We start from the raw sequence: 15,604 nt of genomic DNA, 5'->3' as shown, positions 1-15,604 counted from the left end.
AGACGGGTGCGGGAACGGTTTAGGCGGGAAAGGGCGGCAGTCGGATGGCATTGAAGGTCAGCGGTGGCGGCGGCGGTGGCGCCGAACCCACCATATCTACCGCGCGTGTCGTCGAAGTCCGCGATCGATATGATATCGATTCCGCGAAGCCGCTCCCGGAATACGACTCCCAACCCGCCGTGGCCTATAGCGCGGTGCATAAGCGCGATGGAAAACGGTCCATCTATGCGCTGATCTGCGATCCGAAATTGCCGCCGCGTCATGACATCGTCGCCAATCTGCGGCGGATCGACAATCGCGCGCTTGTCCGGACATTGGATTGGGACGTCGTCGACTGGCCGCCGGAAGGGCGTCGCTGCCCGGTCGTGATTATGGAACGGCCAGGTGGCCCCAGGGTGACGGAAAACCTGGATAAAAGTTTCGCGCCGCTTCCCGAAGACGCCATCGCCAGGGCATTCATCGAGCCCATGGCCCAGGTCATGGGCGAAATGCACAATCTGGGAATCTTCCATCGGATGATTCGTCCGGACAATTTGTTTTGGTCCGGTGCCGACCGACGCGATTTGCAGTTGGGAGATTGCGTGTCGTCTCCCGCGGGTATGACGAACCCGGTCGTCTTCGAACCGCTGGATTCTGCCATGGCAACCGCCGCCGGTCGGGGCGAGGGTGGGGCTCCCGCCGACCTGTTCGGTTTCGGCGTGACCGTCCTGGCGCTGTTGACCGGTCATTGTCCGTTACAGGGCAAGACGGATGAAGAGGTAATCCAACTGCGCCTGCAGCAGGGAACCTACGGTGCGTATGTACAGCATCACCGCGTGTCCCTCACCTTGATGGAACCGTTGCGCGGCTTGCTGAACGATGACCCTGCCGAACGCTGGACCCTGGATGATCTGTCGCTGTGGCTGAACGGGCGGCGACTGTCTCCGAAGCAACAGGCCATGCCCAGCAAGGGGTCGCGGTCTCTCGGCGTCGGCGGCACGGAATACTGGACCGCGCGGGAAATCGCCTATGCCATGCACAACAACTGGGATCAGGCGGCGATTCTGGTTACCAGCGGCACGCTGGATACATGGTTGCGCCGATCCCTAAGCGAAGACGACATGGTCGAGGCGGTAAACCTCGCCAAGGCCGGGGCGAGCGATAACCAGGACAAGCTGATCGCGCGTGTGTTGATTGCCATGGACCCGCATGCGCCGATCCGGCTGAAGGCGTTTTCCGCGACATTGGAAGGCTGTTCGACCCTGTTGGGCATGTTTGCGAATGACAGGGACGCGCGGACATTGTTCGCGTCGGTGCTGTCCATGGGGCTGGTTGCGTTTTGGGTCGAACAGCAGCGTGCGCTGGAACCCAATACGATGCGCCAAGTCACCCGGATGGAGCGCGTCAAGAATGTGATTATGCAAACCGGTCTCGGTTTCGGTATCGAACGCGTCATTTACGAGTTGAACAACAATCTACCCTGTCAGTCGGAACAGTTCGAACGCGACTATGTGGCGACGATCGAACATGTCCTGCCGGCCTTGGATCGGTTGTGCTATGGCGACAACCTGCCGCAGAAATTCATCGACCGGCATCTCGCCGCCTTTATCGGAACGCATTTCAAACGCGCCGTCGGTAGCGAATTGCGGGATATCGAACGCGCGGGCGACGACATCGAGGGCCGCATCGCTCAGGCGCGGATATTGAACATGCTGCAAGAAGGGCTGCACCGGAACGTCACTTTCCCCGGACTGACCAATGCGCTCGCCGTGTCTTTGGACCCGGCGACCAAACGGTTCTATAGCCGTGAACGACGGAATAAGATCAGGACGCGTATCCGCAAGGCGGCGAAATCCGGTAAAATCAAGGATCTGTTGGATATCGTCGAGGATTCGGCGGAACTGTCGCAGGACAATCAATCGTTCGAACGCGCCGTCCGCGAATATCGTGGGATGACCTATGAACTGATCGGTGTAATGTCCGACATTCACAATAAGAAGCGTTTGTCGGAAGAATATGGCGGTCAGTTGGCTTATGCTGCGGCATTGCTGGGTTGTGTTGCGGCGGTGGCCTTGTCCGGGTTTTTCCGTTTCTTTTAAGGTCGTGGTCGGAAGGAAAGGGTATGGCGAAGGCACCGCAGCAGGGATTGGTCGACGAGATCGGCGGCGCGCGTCGTCCGGCGGCGTCCGCGGCGTCGACCGCTGCGCCCAAGGCAACCGCCGACGCGGCGAAAAAGACTCGGTCCCCCGGATTTTACTACATGACGATCGCCCTTTCGTTGGTGACCTGCGTCCTGTTCTACGAAACGGCGATCCTGATCACGGTATCCATGCTGCCGACCGGGGTGGCCTATGTCATCGATACGCATCCCCGGCGCTATGCCACGAAGACGGTGGCCTGGGCGAACCTCGCGGGCGCATTGATCGTGACATTCGACTTGTGGGCGGGCGACCGCACATTGGCGACGGCATTCGATCTGATGAGCGATCCGTTCAACTGGGTGATCGTTCTGGGCGCCGCGGGGGTCGGTTGGGGCATCCATTTCATGGTTCCCGACATGGTGCTGCGCTATCTCGACATTTCCTTGGACCTGAAACGCAAGGGACTTCACGAACGGCAGAAGACCCTGGAAAAGGAATGGGGGAAGGAGGTCCGCCGGGATTCGCCGATGGACGATCTTGCCCGCGCCGAAGCCGGGGAGGTCGATGGGAATGAAGAGGACGAGTTCGACCTGCCGCCGGAAGAAGACGACGAGATTGAAGACGAAGATCCCGACGCCGAAATGTTGAAGAACAGCAGAATTGACTGACCCCGATCCAACAAAGGACCGGGGTCGTCGAAATACCTGGTATTCGGCAAGAAAGTTTTAAGCCTTAACTCGCCATTTCCATGTTCTGTTCGATCGCCTTGTTGCGCATCGCACGTTGCAGCTTTTCGAAGGCGCGCACCTCGATCTGCCGGACGCGTTCACGGCTGATCCCGTATTCCTGGCTTAGATCCTCCAGAGTCTTGGGATCGTCCTTCAGACGGCGTTCCGTCAGGATGTGACGTTCGCGTTCGTTCAGCCCCTGCATGGCTTCCGACAACATGTCGCGGCGCAGGGTCAGTTCCTCGCTTTCGGCCAGAACGGTTTCCTGACTGTCGCTTTCGTCTTCCAGCCAATCCTGCCATTCACCGTCGCCATCCGCTCTCAGCGGGGCGTTCAGCGAATTGTCCGACCCGGCAAGGCGCCGGTTCATGGACACGACGTCCTGTTCCGGAACATCCAGTTCCTGGGCGATCTTGGCCACGGTTTCGGGGTGCAGGTCGCCCTCGTCAAAGGCCTGCAGGCGACCCTTGATCTTGCGCAGGTTGAAGAACAGCTTCTTCTGCGCGGCGGTCGTCCCCATCTTAACCAGGGACCAGGAATGCAGGATGTATTCCTGGATGGCGGCGCGAATCCACCACATGGCATAGGTCGCGAGGCGGAAGCCGCGTTCCGGATCGAAGCGCTTCACCGCCTGCATCATCCCGATATTGCCTTCGGAAATCAGTTCCGCCACGGGCAGACCGTATCCGCGATAACCCATCGCGATCTTGGCCACGAGCCGCAGGTGGCTGGTCACGAGCTGATGGGCCGCTTCCCGGTCGCCATGTTCCCGCCAGCTTTTCGCCAGCATGTATTCTTCCTCAGGCGCGAGCATCGGGAACTTACGAATCTGATCCAAATAGCGCTGAAGGTTGCCCTCCGGGGTAAGGGCCGGGATATTCGCCGTGTTGCTCATTGTCTGTCTCTCCCCAACTAGGTCCGCGTCAGACCGGATTTTCCCTGCCGGTGCTAACAGGACCGATTTGGTACTCTATACCTTTCAATTCAAGACCGAAAGGCACGGATATGACTGATTTCCTCATCACCTAATCGTGAATGGCATCGGCCAAGTCTCACGCTATTGCCGGATTGAGGCGGAACTGTGGCCGGTCCAAGACAATGGCGTGGTCTTGATATTCCTTTATAACTGCGTCGAGGATGTTTCGAAATGCGGCTTTGCGACACGGGAACGATGGATAGGGCGATATCCTTTGGCTTGGCTTGAACGATACGATTGGCGGTACGACCTGTTTCCTTTCGACGCGCCTGGCGATTGCTTTCCTAGGAACGATCGTTTCGTTGCCCTGTGGCAAAGCAAGGTCGTGAACGGCGCGGTCCCGGCACGCGCGGATTTTCAGATGGAAGAGTTGAAACCCTGGTTGGGCTGGCTGACGATCCTGGAAATTCTGGACCCTGTCGCGCCCCGTGCCCGGTTCCGGCTGTGGGGATCGCACCTTGCGGAACTGACCCGTCTGGAAATGACGGGAAAGACCATGCAGGAACGTTTTGGTGAAGGCAGCGATGCCACCCATTACAATGCCGCTGACCTGGAATTTATCCGTGAAATCGTGACGCGGCCCTGTATCGGTCTGGCGGCAGGCCCAGTGGATTGGGACATTCCCGATTATGCGCTGATGTCGACGGTGCGCCTGCCGATATCTTTCCGCGGGGACGGGATCGCCGATGGAATCATCAGCCAGGTTACGGTTTCTTAAGCCCTAATTGGGACATCAGGCCGTCGAAATCCGGGGGTGGCGGGGAAACGAAATGCAAGTCCTGGCCGGTGACCGGATGCCGGAATCCCAAAACGCCGGCATGCAGGGCTTGTCGGGGGAAAGCATCCACGGCTTCACGAAACGGTTTGGTCAGTGCCGCCCGCCGCGTTCGGGATGCCTTGCCGTAGAGCGGGTCGCCGACCAGAGGGTGACCGATATGGGACATGTGGACGCGGATCTGATGCGTCCGGCCCGTTTCCAACCGGCATTCGATCAGCGCGACGGACATATCGGTCTGCGACAGGGTCGTATAATGGGTAACGGCATGCTTTCCCGAATGCGGGCCGACCACCGTAAACCGGATGCGATCGGTCGGATGACGGCCGATATTTTCGTCTATCGTGCCGCGCACGGGGTCTGGCACGCCGATGACGACGGCGAGGTAACGCCGGTCGATATCGTGTTCATGGAACAATTCCGACAGCCCCGCATGGGCCTTGTCCGTCTTCGCCGCCACCAGAAGGCCTGACGTATCCTTGTCGATCCGGTGCACGATACCGGGCCGCAACACGCCGCCGATCCCCTGAAGACTGCCGCCGCAATGATGCAGCAGGGCGTTTACCAGGGTGCCGTCCCGGTTTCCCGGCGCCGGATGCACGACCATCCCGGCAGGTTTATCCACCACGATCAGATGCGCGTCTTCGTAGACGACCGATAGCGGGATATCCTGCGCTTCCGGCAAGGCCGGTTCCGGGGGCGGCAGATCGACCAGATAGACGGTTCCCTGTTTGACCCGGCCAGAGGCCTCGGATACTGTCCGGCCCTCTGCCGTTCGGACATGCCCGTCCTTCAGCAAGGCTTGAATTCTGCTGCGGGACAGGGTGTCGATACGGTCCGCCAGGAAACGGTCCAGACGCTTACCGTCGTCTTCCGGGGTGGCGTCGGCTTCGATCGTTTCGAAATCGCCGTCGTTGCCGTCCTCCGCCCCGTCGAAATCGTCATCGGGATCGGGAAGCGGGCTGTCGGCGCCGGGATTGCGGTCGGTGGGGGTGAATTTCATCGTTTGCACCTTAGTGCCTTGAAGAGCCGGAGTCATCGCTTCCATGTCAGCCCAACCCACCGAACCGGAACAGCATCCGGCAAGCAATCATAAGGCGCTGGTCGCTGTCGTCGTCTTTTTGGGCGTCTTGATCGTCCTGGGCTTGGGCGGCCTCGTTTACGGCCTAATGACACGGACAGGCAAGTCGGAAGTGCCGCAAACCGTCACACAAACCATTGAACCGGCCAAAGCGGCCAATACCCCGGCCCTGGCGGACCTGCCCGGCCGACGCGTTGTCGGCATGACGGCGGCGGATGGTATCCTCTATTTGCATGTTCTGGATGACGATGGGCAGGAACGCATTCGCGCCTATGACAGCGGAGGTGGGCTGTTATTTGAAGTCGACCCCTATCCGGCTGTCGTAAAGTAAGTCGTCGCTGAACATCGATAACTAATTTTTTACTAATATTGTATTTAATTCCCTAATGTAAGAACTGCGCCCTGTCCGGGCTACGGTTTTTCTATCATTGGGGGAATTATGGGCGCGCTTAGGCTTAGGCACACGCTGCAGGTGCATTTGAGCAGTATTTTCGTTGTGCTGCTTTTAGGAACCGGTCTGGCCCTTGGCCTCGTCGCCTACCGCAGCATTACCCAGATCGTCGACAGTTCGAATGAAAGTGTCCTGAAAAGCGGTTCGAAATTCGCCATTGCCCATACGGAAGCCGTCTTCGCCCCGGCCAATACGATCGTCGAGCAACTCGCCAACGCGTCGGCGATGCGGTCCCGGACATTGCGGGGGCGTCTTCAAGCGATGCCGCTGTTGATCAGTGGGCTGGAGCTTTCGGAAAACATTACCTCGGTTTATGTGGGGAACGAGGAAGGGGACTTCCTTCTTGTTCGCCGGCTACCAAAAGATCCGGATCTGGCGAAGACATTCGATCCGCCCGACGGGACCGCCTATATCGTCCAAAGTCTGGAGCGAAGCGAGGGCGGGGACGCTGCCGGCCACTTCCTTTTTGTCGACAGAAAAGGTCGTGTCATTCGATTCGACGAACGCGACGATTACACGAAATACGATCCCCGAAAGCGGGGCTGGTACAATGCGGCCCTGGGCGTCGACGCTCTTATCGCCACCGACCCCTATCTATTCTTCACGACGCGGGAAATCGGCACGACGGTCGCACGACGGGGCAGCTATCCGGAAGACCTTGTCACCGTGGTCGGCGCGGATATCACCCTCAATACCCTGGGGCAGGCGATGGCGGGCATCCGTCCGACTCCGCATAGCCAGATCATGCTTCTGACTCGAAATGGAGAGATCGTCGCCCATGCCGATCCGGAAAAGGTCGTGACGATCAAGGCGGATGGCAGTCCGGCGCCGCGCCGTATCGATACCTTGGACGATCCGCGTATCGATGGGGCGTTCGATCGCTTTGTCGGGCAAAGCCAAAAGGCGGCGGCGCAAAATCGCTTCACGGAACAGGGTAGCGAAGACGTTTGGGAAGTCGCGTTCGAATCCGTGCCGATCCGCGGCGGGCGCGATCTCGTCCTGGCCATGACCATCCCGCGGTCGGAATTGCGCGCGGAAAGTACGCGCCTCGTCCTGCAAGGCGTGGTTCTGTTCATTGTCCTGCTGATCGTCGGCGTTATCCTCGTCATATATATCGCTGGGCGGGTGACACAGCCCTTGCGCCAGCTACAGGCGTTGGCGGAGGCGATCCGCCGCTTCGACTTCAGCAAAACCGATGAGGTCCGAACGCCGATTGCGGAGATCGAGGACCTTGCCCGTGCGACGTCCATGATGCAGGACACGATCCGACGCTTCCTGGAAATCACCAGTACCGTCGCGGCGGAGGAGGATTTCGACAAGCTGTTGGACCGGCTGTTGGATGAGATCATCGCGACGACGCAAACCGAAGCGGGAATTCTCTATCTGACGACGCCGGACGGGAAATATCTGGAAGCCCAGGCGCAGCGTCTCGACGCGCGGCGGGACTTGCCCGTATCGGTACCGTCGGTGGCGCTGTCGAATACGGATAGCCTGCTGATCCGGTCGATAGCGGACGAACATGCGGAAAGCGCTCAGGCATCGGAACTGGAATTGAACAGGATCGGTCTGCCGGACATCGCGGCCGTCATGGACGATGCGCCCAGCTTCCTTCTGGCGGCGCCACTGTATAACCGGCAGGGCGAGTTGGTCGGTGTCCTTCTGTTGTTCGAAACGACGGAAATGGAACCGGCCTTGGTACGGTTTACCGAAGCTCTGTCCGGCTCTGCCGCCGTCACGGTTGAGGCGCGGCAGCTGATCGAGATGCAGAAGGAGCTATTCGAAAGCTTCATTCAGATGACGGCGAGCGCGATCGACGCCAAAAGTCCCTATACCGGCGGCCACTGTGCCCGCGTCCCCGATTTGACCAAACTTCTGGCCGCCGCCGCGGACAAGTCGACGGACGGGCCCTTCGCCGATTTCTCCCTGACCGAGGACGACTGGGAGGCGATCCACGTCGCCGCCTGGCTGCACGACTGCGGCAAGGTCACGACGCCGGAATTCGTTGTCGACAAGGCGACGAAGCTGGAAACGATCTACGACCGTATCCACGAAGTCCGCATGCGGTTCGAGGTCATGAAGCGCGATGCGGAAATCGCCTATCTGAAATCCGTTACCGAATCCGGCGGCAGTGATGAGAAGCGGTCCGCGCTGGAACAGGAACTGGCGCAACTGGATGCGGATTTTGCCTTCATCGCATCCTGTAACGTCGGTGGGGAATTCATGACCGACGAGCAGGTGTCGCGTCTGAACGATCTGGCTAAGAAGGGATGGACCCGGACGATCGACGACCGGCTGGGCGTATCGCATGAGGAATTGAGCCGCAAGGAGCGGGAACCGAAAAAAAGCCTGCCGGCTGTGGAACCCCTGCTGGCGGATCGGTTGGAACACCGTTTCGAAAGGCCCGAGACGGAAAAGCTGGACTGCGACAATCCCTGGGGCTTCAAGATGGATGTGCCGGAACTTCTCTACAATCGCGGGGAATTGCACAATCTTCTGATCCGCCGGGGGACACTGACGGACGAGGACCGTTACAAGATCAACGAGCACATCGTCCAAACCATTAAGATGCTGGAAAAACTGCCTTTCCCGAAGCATTTGCGCAGCGTTCCGGAACTGGCGGGCGGTCATCATGAAAAGATGGACGGCACCGGCTATCCGAAGGGCCTGACCAAGGACGACATGTCCCCCGTCGCCCGCATGATGGCGATTGCCGATATCTTCGAGGCGCTGACGGCCATGGACCGCCCGTACAAGAAGGGCAAGAAACTGTCCGAGGCGCTGAAGATCATGACCTTCATGGTGAAGGATCGGCATATCGACCCGGACCTGTTCAACCTGTTCCTGGATGCACGAATCTACGAATCCTATGCCGAGAAATACATGCCGCCGGAACAGGTCGATGCGGTCAATCCGGACGACTATAGGGTAAAAGTCGGCGGCTGACCGTTAGGCGCCGGCATGATTCTAGTTTGTGTTCCGGGACGGATAGGGAGTGTAGCCGTTATCTCCGGGCACTGTCGGAAAGTCCCTGGCAAGCCACCGCTCTCTTGCGGTGGCGATCTTGGCCGGGTCCGATGATACGAAGTTCCAATCCATGGCACGCGGCCCATCGAGAGGTTCCCCGCCCAACAGCATGACGAGACTGGACCGATCCGCCGAGATGGTACGGGCATCTTTGCCCAGAACGGCGAGGCACGGTGCCACGATCGGAGAACCGCCGTCGATTGAAACCGCCCCGGTCGCGACATAGATTGCGCGTTCCTGGGCGTCCGGCAGATCCATGTTCCCGTCTGCGGCCAGCACGATTTGGGCGTAAAGCGTTTCGGACTGCGCCACGACGGGGGATTGTTCGCCCCATCCAGATCCGACGATCAGGGAGGCCGTTGCGCCGTCACCGGTCACTTCTGGGATGGTGCGGGACGGATAGTGCTGGAAGGATGGGGCCGTGTCCTCTCGGTCTTTAGGCAGGGCGGTCCAGGCCTGCATGCCAAATATCCGCGCCCCGGCATGGCGTTGCGCATCCGGGCTGCGTTCGGAATGGACGATCCCCGCCCCCGCGGTCATCCAGTTCACTTCTCCCGGCCTGATGACCAGTTCCGATCCCAAACTGTCCCGGTGCAGAATCTCGCCTTCGATCAACCAAGTGATGGTCGATAGGCCGATATGCGGATGCGGGGCGACATCCAGATATTTTCCGGCGTCGAAGGCGGTCGGGCCCATCTGATCCAGAAACACGAAGGGGCCGATGGACCGTCGCTTGATCCGCGGCAGCGCGCGCCAGACCGGGAAGCCGTCGATGGTGTTGCCCTTCGGGGGCAGGATCAGTTCGACGGTCATAGCGCCTCCAGTCGCCAACCGGCACCGCCGTCCCGCGCAAGCGTTTCGCACAGAAGCGGCAGTCCCTCCCGCAGCCGGTCTTCGATCGGCCAGATGGGATTCAAAAGGATCATACCGCTGCCAGTCAACCCGACCGCGTCGCTGTCCGGGGCCGTGACGAATATTTCACAACGCAATCCGCCTCGATCCGGAACCGGCAGGGACTCCACCAGGGCATCCCCGACGTCATGCGTTTTGATCGGGTACCAGATTGCCATGGTGCCGGTGGCGAAGCGCTTCATCCCGTCGCTGACGGCTTTCGCGGTGCGCGAAACCTCGTCCGAGTTTTCGTAGGGCGGGTCGATCAACGTCAAGCCCCGCTTTTCCTTGGGCGGCAGCATGGACGGTATGGCCTCATACCCGTCGCGCTCATAGACACGGGCATTCCGAAATTCCGCCAGACTTTCCTTGAGCAGACGGGCCTGTTCCGGATGGGCTTCCACTGCGGACAAGCGATCGTCTTGGCGTAGCGCGTCGGCAATCAACCACGGCGACCCCGGATACCAGCGAAGGTCGTTCGGATCGTCCATGCCGGGGTTCAGGCGGCGCACGGCCTCCAGATAAGGCGCGAAACTGTCCGGCAGGCGGGTTTCGGCGGCGAACAGATGGGCGATACCATCCGCCGCTTCCCCGGTGCGGCTGCTTTCGTCGCGGGTCAGGTCGTAGAACCCGGCCCCGGCATGGCTGTCCAGGACGAAGAACGGTTTGTCCTTCGCCGACAGCCGCTCCAGCAACAGCATCAGGATCCAATGCTTGTGCACATCCGCGAAATTCCCGGCATGAAAGGCGTGACGGTAGTTCATGCATTCAGGCTTTCCGCCAACGGCGCGTAATAGCATTCCGGGAAATCCGCCTTGTCCCGGCTGACCACGTTGAAGGGCGGCTTCAATCCGCCCTTGAAATGCCGTGTCACCAAATCCTGCCAAGTCGGCAAGGGATCGAGATTGCGTTTGGAACACAGGTGATCGAACCAGCGTTTCCCGGCGGCGACGTGGGTGATTTCGTCATCATGGATGATCTGTAGGGTATCGGCGCTGCGGTCGTCGCCGACGCTGCGCAGCTTGTCGATCATGGCGGGGGTCACGTCCAGACCGCGTGCCTCCAGAACCATCGGGACAATGGCCAGCCGCGCCAAGGGATCGAACGCCGTATCCATGGAGGCCATCCACAAGCCGTCATGGGCGGGCAGGTCGCCGTAACCGGCATCCAGTTCCGCCATCCGGTCGTCCAGCATCAGGAAATGCCGCGCCTCGTCATCGCCGACCATGATCCAGTCGTCCAGGAATCCTGTGGGAAAGACGTCCGGCGCATCGATCCCTCCGAAGCGGGCAACAATGTCGAAGGCCAGGTCGATGGCGTTCAGTTCGATATGGCAGAGCGCATGGAGGAGGGCGGTCCGCCCTCCGGGGGCTTCCGTGATCCGGCGACGGGGGACGTCCCTGGGGCGCTTCAGTTCCGGTCGGGCGGGACGGGCGGGTCGATCGGGAACGAGCTGGCTCCTGCCGCGCGGCAAAGACCCGGCGCGCCAATTGGCGGCGACGGCGCGCGCCCGGGCGGCCTTGTCCCGCGCATTGCCGGTTTCCAGGACGGAAACGGCGGCGCCGATCAGGGTATCCGTCAAAGATCCTTCAGCGCGGCAAGCACCGCGTCGACATGGCCCGCGACCTTCACCTTGCGCCAAATCTGCGCGACTTTACCGTCCGCGTCGATCAGGAAGGTGGCGCGGTCGATGCCCATATATTTCCGGCCATACATCGATTTTTCGATCCAGGTGCCGAAGGCTTCGCAAACGGTGCCGTCCACGTCGGCGGCCAAGGGAAAGTTCAATTCGTATTTGGTTTTGAACTTGTCATGCTTCGCGGCGGTATCCTTGGAGATACCGATCACCGTCGCGCCGACACCTGAAAAATCCGGCATGGCGTCGCGGAAGCCGCAGGCTTCCTTGGTGCAACCCGGCGTATCGTCTTTCGGGTAGAAATAGACGATGACCGGCTTGCCCTTCAAATCGGACAGGGTGATCGATCCGCCGCCATCGGTCGGCAGGGTGAAGTCGGGTGCGGAATCGCCGATTTCGAGAGCCATCGGACAAGCCTCCTGTTCTTCAAAGGATCGACATCCCGCGCCCCGTTTTCAGGCAGGGCGCGGGATTATGTCGGGTCAGCCGAGAACCCGGTTCCACCAGCCCTTTTTCTTCGGCTGGTCGTTGGCGGGTTCCGGGGTCGGTTCTGCTTCGGGCGCCGGTTCGGATTCGGATACCGGCTCGGAAACAGGTTCCGGCGCGGCTTCGGTCACCATTTCCGGTTGGGCGGCGGCCGCGGCTTGCGTCTCGGGCTTTGCATCCGGTTCAACCGCGGCGTCCTCTGCTACCGGTTCGGCGGCTTCCGGCTTCGCGGCAGCGGCCTTCTTGCGAGAAGCACGGGCCTTCTTGGCCGCTGCCTTTTTGGCAGGTTTCCGCTTGGCCGCTTTCGGTTCAGCCTGTTCGGCTTCCGAGGCCGGTTCCGTTACGGCGTCCGCCGAAGCGCCCGTCGCGGCTTCCGCCGGTTCCGGTTTCGCGGCAGCGGCTTTCTTACGGCTGCGACGCGGCTTCTTGGCCGGGGCTTCTTCCTCAGGCGCTTCGGTCTGGGATTCTGCCTGGGATTCGGCAGGGGCCCCCAATTGGGCGCCCGATTGGGCTTCAGCCGGTTCCGGTTCGGCAGACGTCACTTCAGCAGGGGCGTCATTCGGGACCTCATTCGGGGCAGCAACGGAGGCTTCAGCCGGGGCCGCGTTACCGTCGGTCTGGTCGTCCGTTTCCGACGTACCGTCCTGAGCTTCCGCCGACCGGCCACGGCCGCGACCGCGCCCGCGACGGCGGCGCTTGCTGCGCTCCCCGCCTTCCTGCGCGGCGGTTTCGCCCGTCTCGTCGGATTGTGTCCCATCCGTCTCGTCGGAACCGTCGTCGGCGCTATCGCCTTCGGCATCGCCCTCGGCGGACTGGTCCTGCGGGTTCTCGTCGTTCCGGTTCCGGTTGCGACGACGACCACCCCGGCGGCCCCGTTTGCGGCGCTTCCGGTTTTGATCGTCTTCGCTGTCGCCGGTTTCCGGCGTGCCGTCCGTCTGATCGTCTGCGGTGTCTTCGACATCCTCGGCGGCTTCGGCATCGTCGAACTCGTCGCGCGGGGCCTCGTCGTCCCGGCGTCCCCGACGGCGTCCGCCCCGGCGGCTGCGTCGGCGATTGTTGCGGTCTTCTTCCTGGTCGTTGCGGGCCGGTCGGTCACCACCGGAACGCTCTTCCTTCGCGGTAACCTCTTCGCCCTCGACCTGTCCGGCGCGCTGGATTTCGTAATGCGGCGGCAGCAGGCCGTCGACGGCCTCGATCGTGACGGTGAAGCCGTAGCGGGCCTCCATGTCCATCAGGATCGACCGTTTGTGGTTCAGCACATACAGGGCGACGGAACCCGGCACCTTCACGGTCAGGGCAGAGGCGCGCTTGCGCAGGCCCTCTTCCTCAATCGCGCGGGTAACCATCAGCGCCGCCGATTCCGTCGACACGATATAACCGACGCCGCCACAGGTCGGGCAGGGCTGGCTCATCGCCTCGATCAGGCTGGGGCGCAGACGCTGACGCGACATTTCCATCAGCCCGAAGGCGGAAATGCGGCCGACCTGAATGCGCGCCCGGTCGCGCCGCAGCGCTTCTTTCAGGCGGCGTTCTACCGCGTGGTCGTTGCGGGATTCGTCCATATCGATGAAATCGATGACGATCAGCCCGGCCAGATCGCGCAGGCGCAGCTGACGGGCCACTTCCTCCGCCGCTTCCAGGTTGGTCTTCAGCGCGGTTTCTTCGATATGGCGTTCGCGGGTCGACTTGCCGGAGTTGACGTCGATCGCGACCAGGGCTTCGGTTTGGTGGATCACGATGGACCCGCCGGAACGCAACTGCACCGTCGGTTCGTGGATCAGCGCCAGTTGCTGTTCGACCTGATAGCGGTGGAACAGCGGGATGCCTTGCTCGTCCTTATAGGGCTGGACCTTCTTCGCGTGGCTCGGAATCAGGGCCTTCATGAAGTCCTTGGCGATCCGATAGCCGTCGTCCCCGGCGACCAGCACTTCCTCGATATCCTTGTCGTAGACATCGCGGATGGCGCGCTTGATCAGATTGCCTTCCTCATGGATCAGGCTGGGCGCGGTCGATCCCAGGGTGTTTTCCCGGATTTCGTCCCACAGGCGCATGATATAGTCGAAATCGCGCTTCACCTCCGCCTTGGACCGTTCGGCCCCGGCGGTGCGCAGGATGACGGCCATGCCTTCCGGCACTTCCAGTTCGGACAGGATCGTCTTCAGGCGCTTGCGGTCCGCGACATTCGCGATCTTGCGGCTGACGCCGCCGCCACGCGACGTGTTCGGCATGACGACGCAATAGCGGCCGGCAAGCGACAGATAGGTCGTCAGCGCGGCGCCCTTGTTGCCGCGTTCTTCCTTCACGACCTGCACCAGCATGACCTGGCGGCGTTTGATGACTTCCTGAATTTTATACTGGCGGCGCAGGCGCGGGCGGCGGCGGGCGGCTTCTTCGACGGCTTCGTCGACGCCTTCGCTGGCCCCCATATCCTCTACGGCGCCGTTTTCACCGTCACCGTCGCTGCCCTCGGCATCGCCGTTGTCGTCGCCGTCCTCGTCATCGACGAGTTCTTCGCGGTCGCCGACCGGGATGCGGTAATAGTCGGGATGAATTTCCGAAAACGCCAGGAACCCATGGCGGTTGCCGCCATATTCCACAAAAGCCGCCTGCAGGGAAGGTTCGACCCGCGTTACTTTCGCGAGGTAGATATTGCCCTTGATCTGCTGCTTCGTTGTGGTTTCGTAGTCGAATTCCTCAAGACGGTTGCCATTTACGACCGTTACCCGGGTTTCTTCCGGATGGGTCGCGTCGATCAACATTCTTCTTGTCATATATTCCTACCTCGACGGCCCTGGCATAAAGGGCTGGAGACGTCGATTGTCGTTGCGCGAGCGGCCTGCCATCCGCGACGCGCATCCGTGAGGCGTCCCGGAGGGCGGGCAGCACGGACAAGGATCGCGCCTGTGGCGTCCTCCGGTCCGGTCTTATCTCGCTCGCTTGGTTCATCAAAATCGCTTTCGCGTCGGGGTGGTGCCAAGGCACCGTATGTGTTGTGGCGCCGTTGCGCCGTGATGCGTTCTGGCGCTGGTGCGCCGGTGCGTTGTGGCGCATCAGCGCCTGGTTCGTTGTGGCGCATTTGCGCCGGTTAGATCGCTATCGCCGGGCCGGTAGCCCCCGATGGCGAAGAAATACAGTCTTGCCCAAACGACCGCGCCGCTTCCGTCTCCGGCTCGGATCAGTCCGTGGACTGTCTCTCCGGTCGCGCCTTTGTCCTGTTCCGCCTTCGACAATGCCTTTAACGGCACAAGCCTGACTAGGCGGGGCGAGGACGAAGGAATGGCGGCGCCGCCAAATTCCCGCCCCAGCGTCCTGAACCTTTCCGAACCGTTTTAGATGGATTGGTATCGCACGCCGGTCCCTGGAGCGCCCTGACGGGGCGATCGGGATCGATTTTCGAAAGCCGCGGCCCGGGGCTGTCGACCCGGTCCCAGGAGAT

12 protein-coding genes are annotated in these 15,604 nt (G+C 61.1%); 5 read left to right on the top strand and 7 right to left on the bottom strand.

What is annotated here, in order from left to right:
* Window positions 1-44 precede the first annotated feature (44 nt).
* A complete protein-coding gene (locus HH303_RS01550; RefSeq protein ID WP_169623444.1) occupies window positions 45-2,078 on the top strand; it encodes a protein kinase family protein in 2,034 nt (677 codons plus the stop codon).
* Between the two features lie 23 nt (window positions 2,079-2,101).
* On the top strand, window positions 2,102-2,788 hold the full coding sequence (locus HH303_RS01545) for a hypothetical protein (RefSeq protein WP_169623443.1): 687 nt from the start codon (window positions 2,102-2,104) through the stop codon (window positions 2,786-2,788).
* A gap of 64 nt (window positions 2,789-2,852) precedes the next feature.
* Here the strand turns inward: HH303_RS01545 and rpoH are convergent, their stop codons facing one another.
* On the bottom strand, window positions 2,853-3,743 hold the full coding sequence (rpoH, locus tag HH303_RS01540) for an RNA polymerase sigma factor RpoH (RefSeq protein WP_169623442.1): 891 nt from the start codon (window positions 3,741-3,743) through the stop codon (window positions 2,853-2,855).
* Window positions 3,744-4,038: 295 nt separating this feature from the next.
* On the opposite strand from rpoH, the gene HH303_RS01535 reads away from it, so the two are divergent.
* Window positions 4,039-4,542, top strand: coding sequence for a PAS domain-containing protein (locus tag HH303_RS01535; protein WP_169623441.1), 504 nt, complete (start codon window positions 4,039-4,041; stop codon window positions 4,540-4,542).
* On the opposite strand, the gene HH303_RS01530 is transcribed toward HH303_RS01535, so the two are convergent.
* Window positions 4,529-5,602 carry an RluA family pseudouridine synthase gene (locus HH303_RS01530; RefSeq protein ID WP_169623440.1) on the bottom strand — a complete coding sequence of 358 codons (1,074 nt, stop codon included), beginning with the start codon at window positions 5,600-5,602 and terminating at the stop codon, window positions 4,529-4,531. The two genes, HH303_RS01535 and HH303_RS01530, sit on opposite strands and share 14 nt — an antisense overlap.
* A 43-nt stretch (window positions 5,603-5,645) precedes the next feature.
* On the opposite strand from HH303_RS01530, the gene HH303_RS01525 reads away from it, so the two are divergent.
* Entirely contained in the window at window positions 5,646-6,011 is a 366-nt protein-coding gene (locus tag HH303_RS01525) for a hypothetical protein (protein ID WP_169623439.1), read from the top strand.
* A 147-nt stretch (window positions 6,012-6,158) separates the two neighbouring features.
* Window positions 6,159-9,074, top strand: a complete 2,916-nt coding sequence (locus tag HH303_RS01520) for an HD domain-containing phosphohydrolase (protein WP_169623438.1) — start codon at window positions 6,159-6,161, stop codon at window positions 9,072-9,074.
* Window positions 9,075-9,095: 21 nt separating this feature from the next.
* Here HH303_RS01520 and HH303_RS01515 read toward each other — a convergent pair whose 3' ends face one another.
* From HH303_RS01515 to HH303_RS01495, 5 genes are all read right to left on the bottom strand, one after another.
* Window positions 9,096-9,968, bottom strand: a complete 873-nt coding sequence (locus HH303_RS01515; protein ID WP_169623437.1) for a pirin family protein — start codon at window positions 9,966-9,968, stop codon at window positions 9,096-9,098.
* Window positions 9,965-10,810 carry a 23S rRNA (adenine(2030)-N(6))-methyltransferase RlmJ gene (locus tag HH303_RS01510; protein WP_169623436.1) on the bottom strand — a complete coding sequence of 282 codons (846 nt, stop codon included), beginning with the start codon at window positions 10,808-10,810 and terminating at the stop codon, window positions 9,965-9,967. Before HH303_RS01510 ends, HH303_RS01515 begins: the two co-directional genes overlap by 4 nt.
* Window positions 10,807-11,628 carry a ferritin-like domain-containing protein gene (locus tag HH303_RS01505; protein ID WP_169623435.1) on the bottom strand — a complete coding sequence of 274 codons (822 nt, stop codon included), beginning with the start codon at window positions 11,626-11,628 and terminating at the stop codon, window positions 10,807-10,809. The genes HH303_RS01510 and HH303_RS01505 overlap by 4 nt, the downstream gene beginning before the upstream one ends.
* A complete protein-coding gene (bcp, locus tag HH303_RS01500; RefSeq protein ID WP_169623434.1) occupies window positions 11,625-12,089 on the bottom strand; it encodes a thioredoxin-dependent thiol peroxidase in 465 nt (154 codons plus the stop codon). Before bcp ends, HH303_RS01505 begins: the two co-directional genes overlap by 4 nt.
* Before the next feature lie 75 nt (window positions 12,090-12,164).
* Window positions 12,165-14,939 carry an Rne/Rng family ribonuclease gene (locus HH303_RS01495; RefSeq protein ID WP_169623433.1) on the bottom strand — a complete coding sequence of 925 codons (2,775 nt, stop codon included), beginning with the start codon at window positions 14,937-14,939 and terminating at the stop codon, window positions 12,165-12,167.
* Window positions 14,940-15,604 lie beyond the last annotated feature (665 nt).

This window comes from Pacificispira spongiicola, assembly GCF_012926505.1.
Classification (GTDB): Bacteria; Pseudomonadota; Alphaproteobacteria; order UBA8366; family Aestuariispiraceae; genus Pacificispira; species Pacificispira spongiicola.
This window is presented reverse-complemented; position numbering and strand designations above follow the sequence as displayed.

Bases quoted from the DNA above. Each gene is read 5' to 3' on its own strand.
- HH303_RS01515 (WP_169623437.1), bottom strand. From the start codon at position 9,968: ATGACCGTCGAACTGATCCTGCCCCCGAAGGGCAACACCATCGACGGC.
- HH303_RS01545 (WP_169623443.1), top strand. From the start codon at position 2,102: ATGGCGAAGGCACCGCAGCAGGGATTGGTCGACGAGATCGGCGGCGCG.
- HH303_RS01530 (WP_169623440.1), bottom strand. From the start codon at position 5,602: ATGAAATTCACCCCCACCGACCGCAATCCCGGCGCCGACAGCCCGCTT.
- HH303_RS01495 (WP_169623433.1), bottom strand. From the start codon at position 14,939: ATGACAAGAAGAATGTTGATCGACGCGACCCATCCGGAAGAAACCCGG.
- HH303_RS01550 (WP_169623444.1), top strand. From the start codon at position 45: ATGGCATTGAAGGTCAGCGGTGGCGGCGGCGGTGGCGCCGAACCCACC.
- rpoH (WP_169623442.1), bottom strand. From the start codon at position 3,743: ATGAGCAACACGGCGAATATCCCGGCCCTTACCCCGGAGGGCAACCTT.
- HH303_RS01525 (WP_169623439.1), top strand. From the start codon at position 5,646: ATGTCAGCCCAACCCACCGAACCGGAACAGCATCCGGCAAGCAATCAT.
- HH303_RS01510 (WP_169623436.1), bottom strand. From the start codon at position 10,810: ATGAACTACCGTCACGCCTTTCATGCCGGGAATTTCGCGGATGTGCAC.
- bcp (WP_169623434.1), bottom strand. From the start codon at position 12,089: ATGGCTCTCGAAATCGGCGATTCCGCACCCGACTTCACCCTGCCGACC.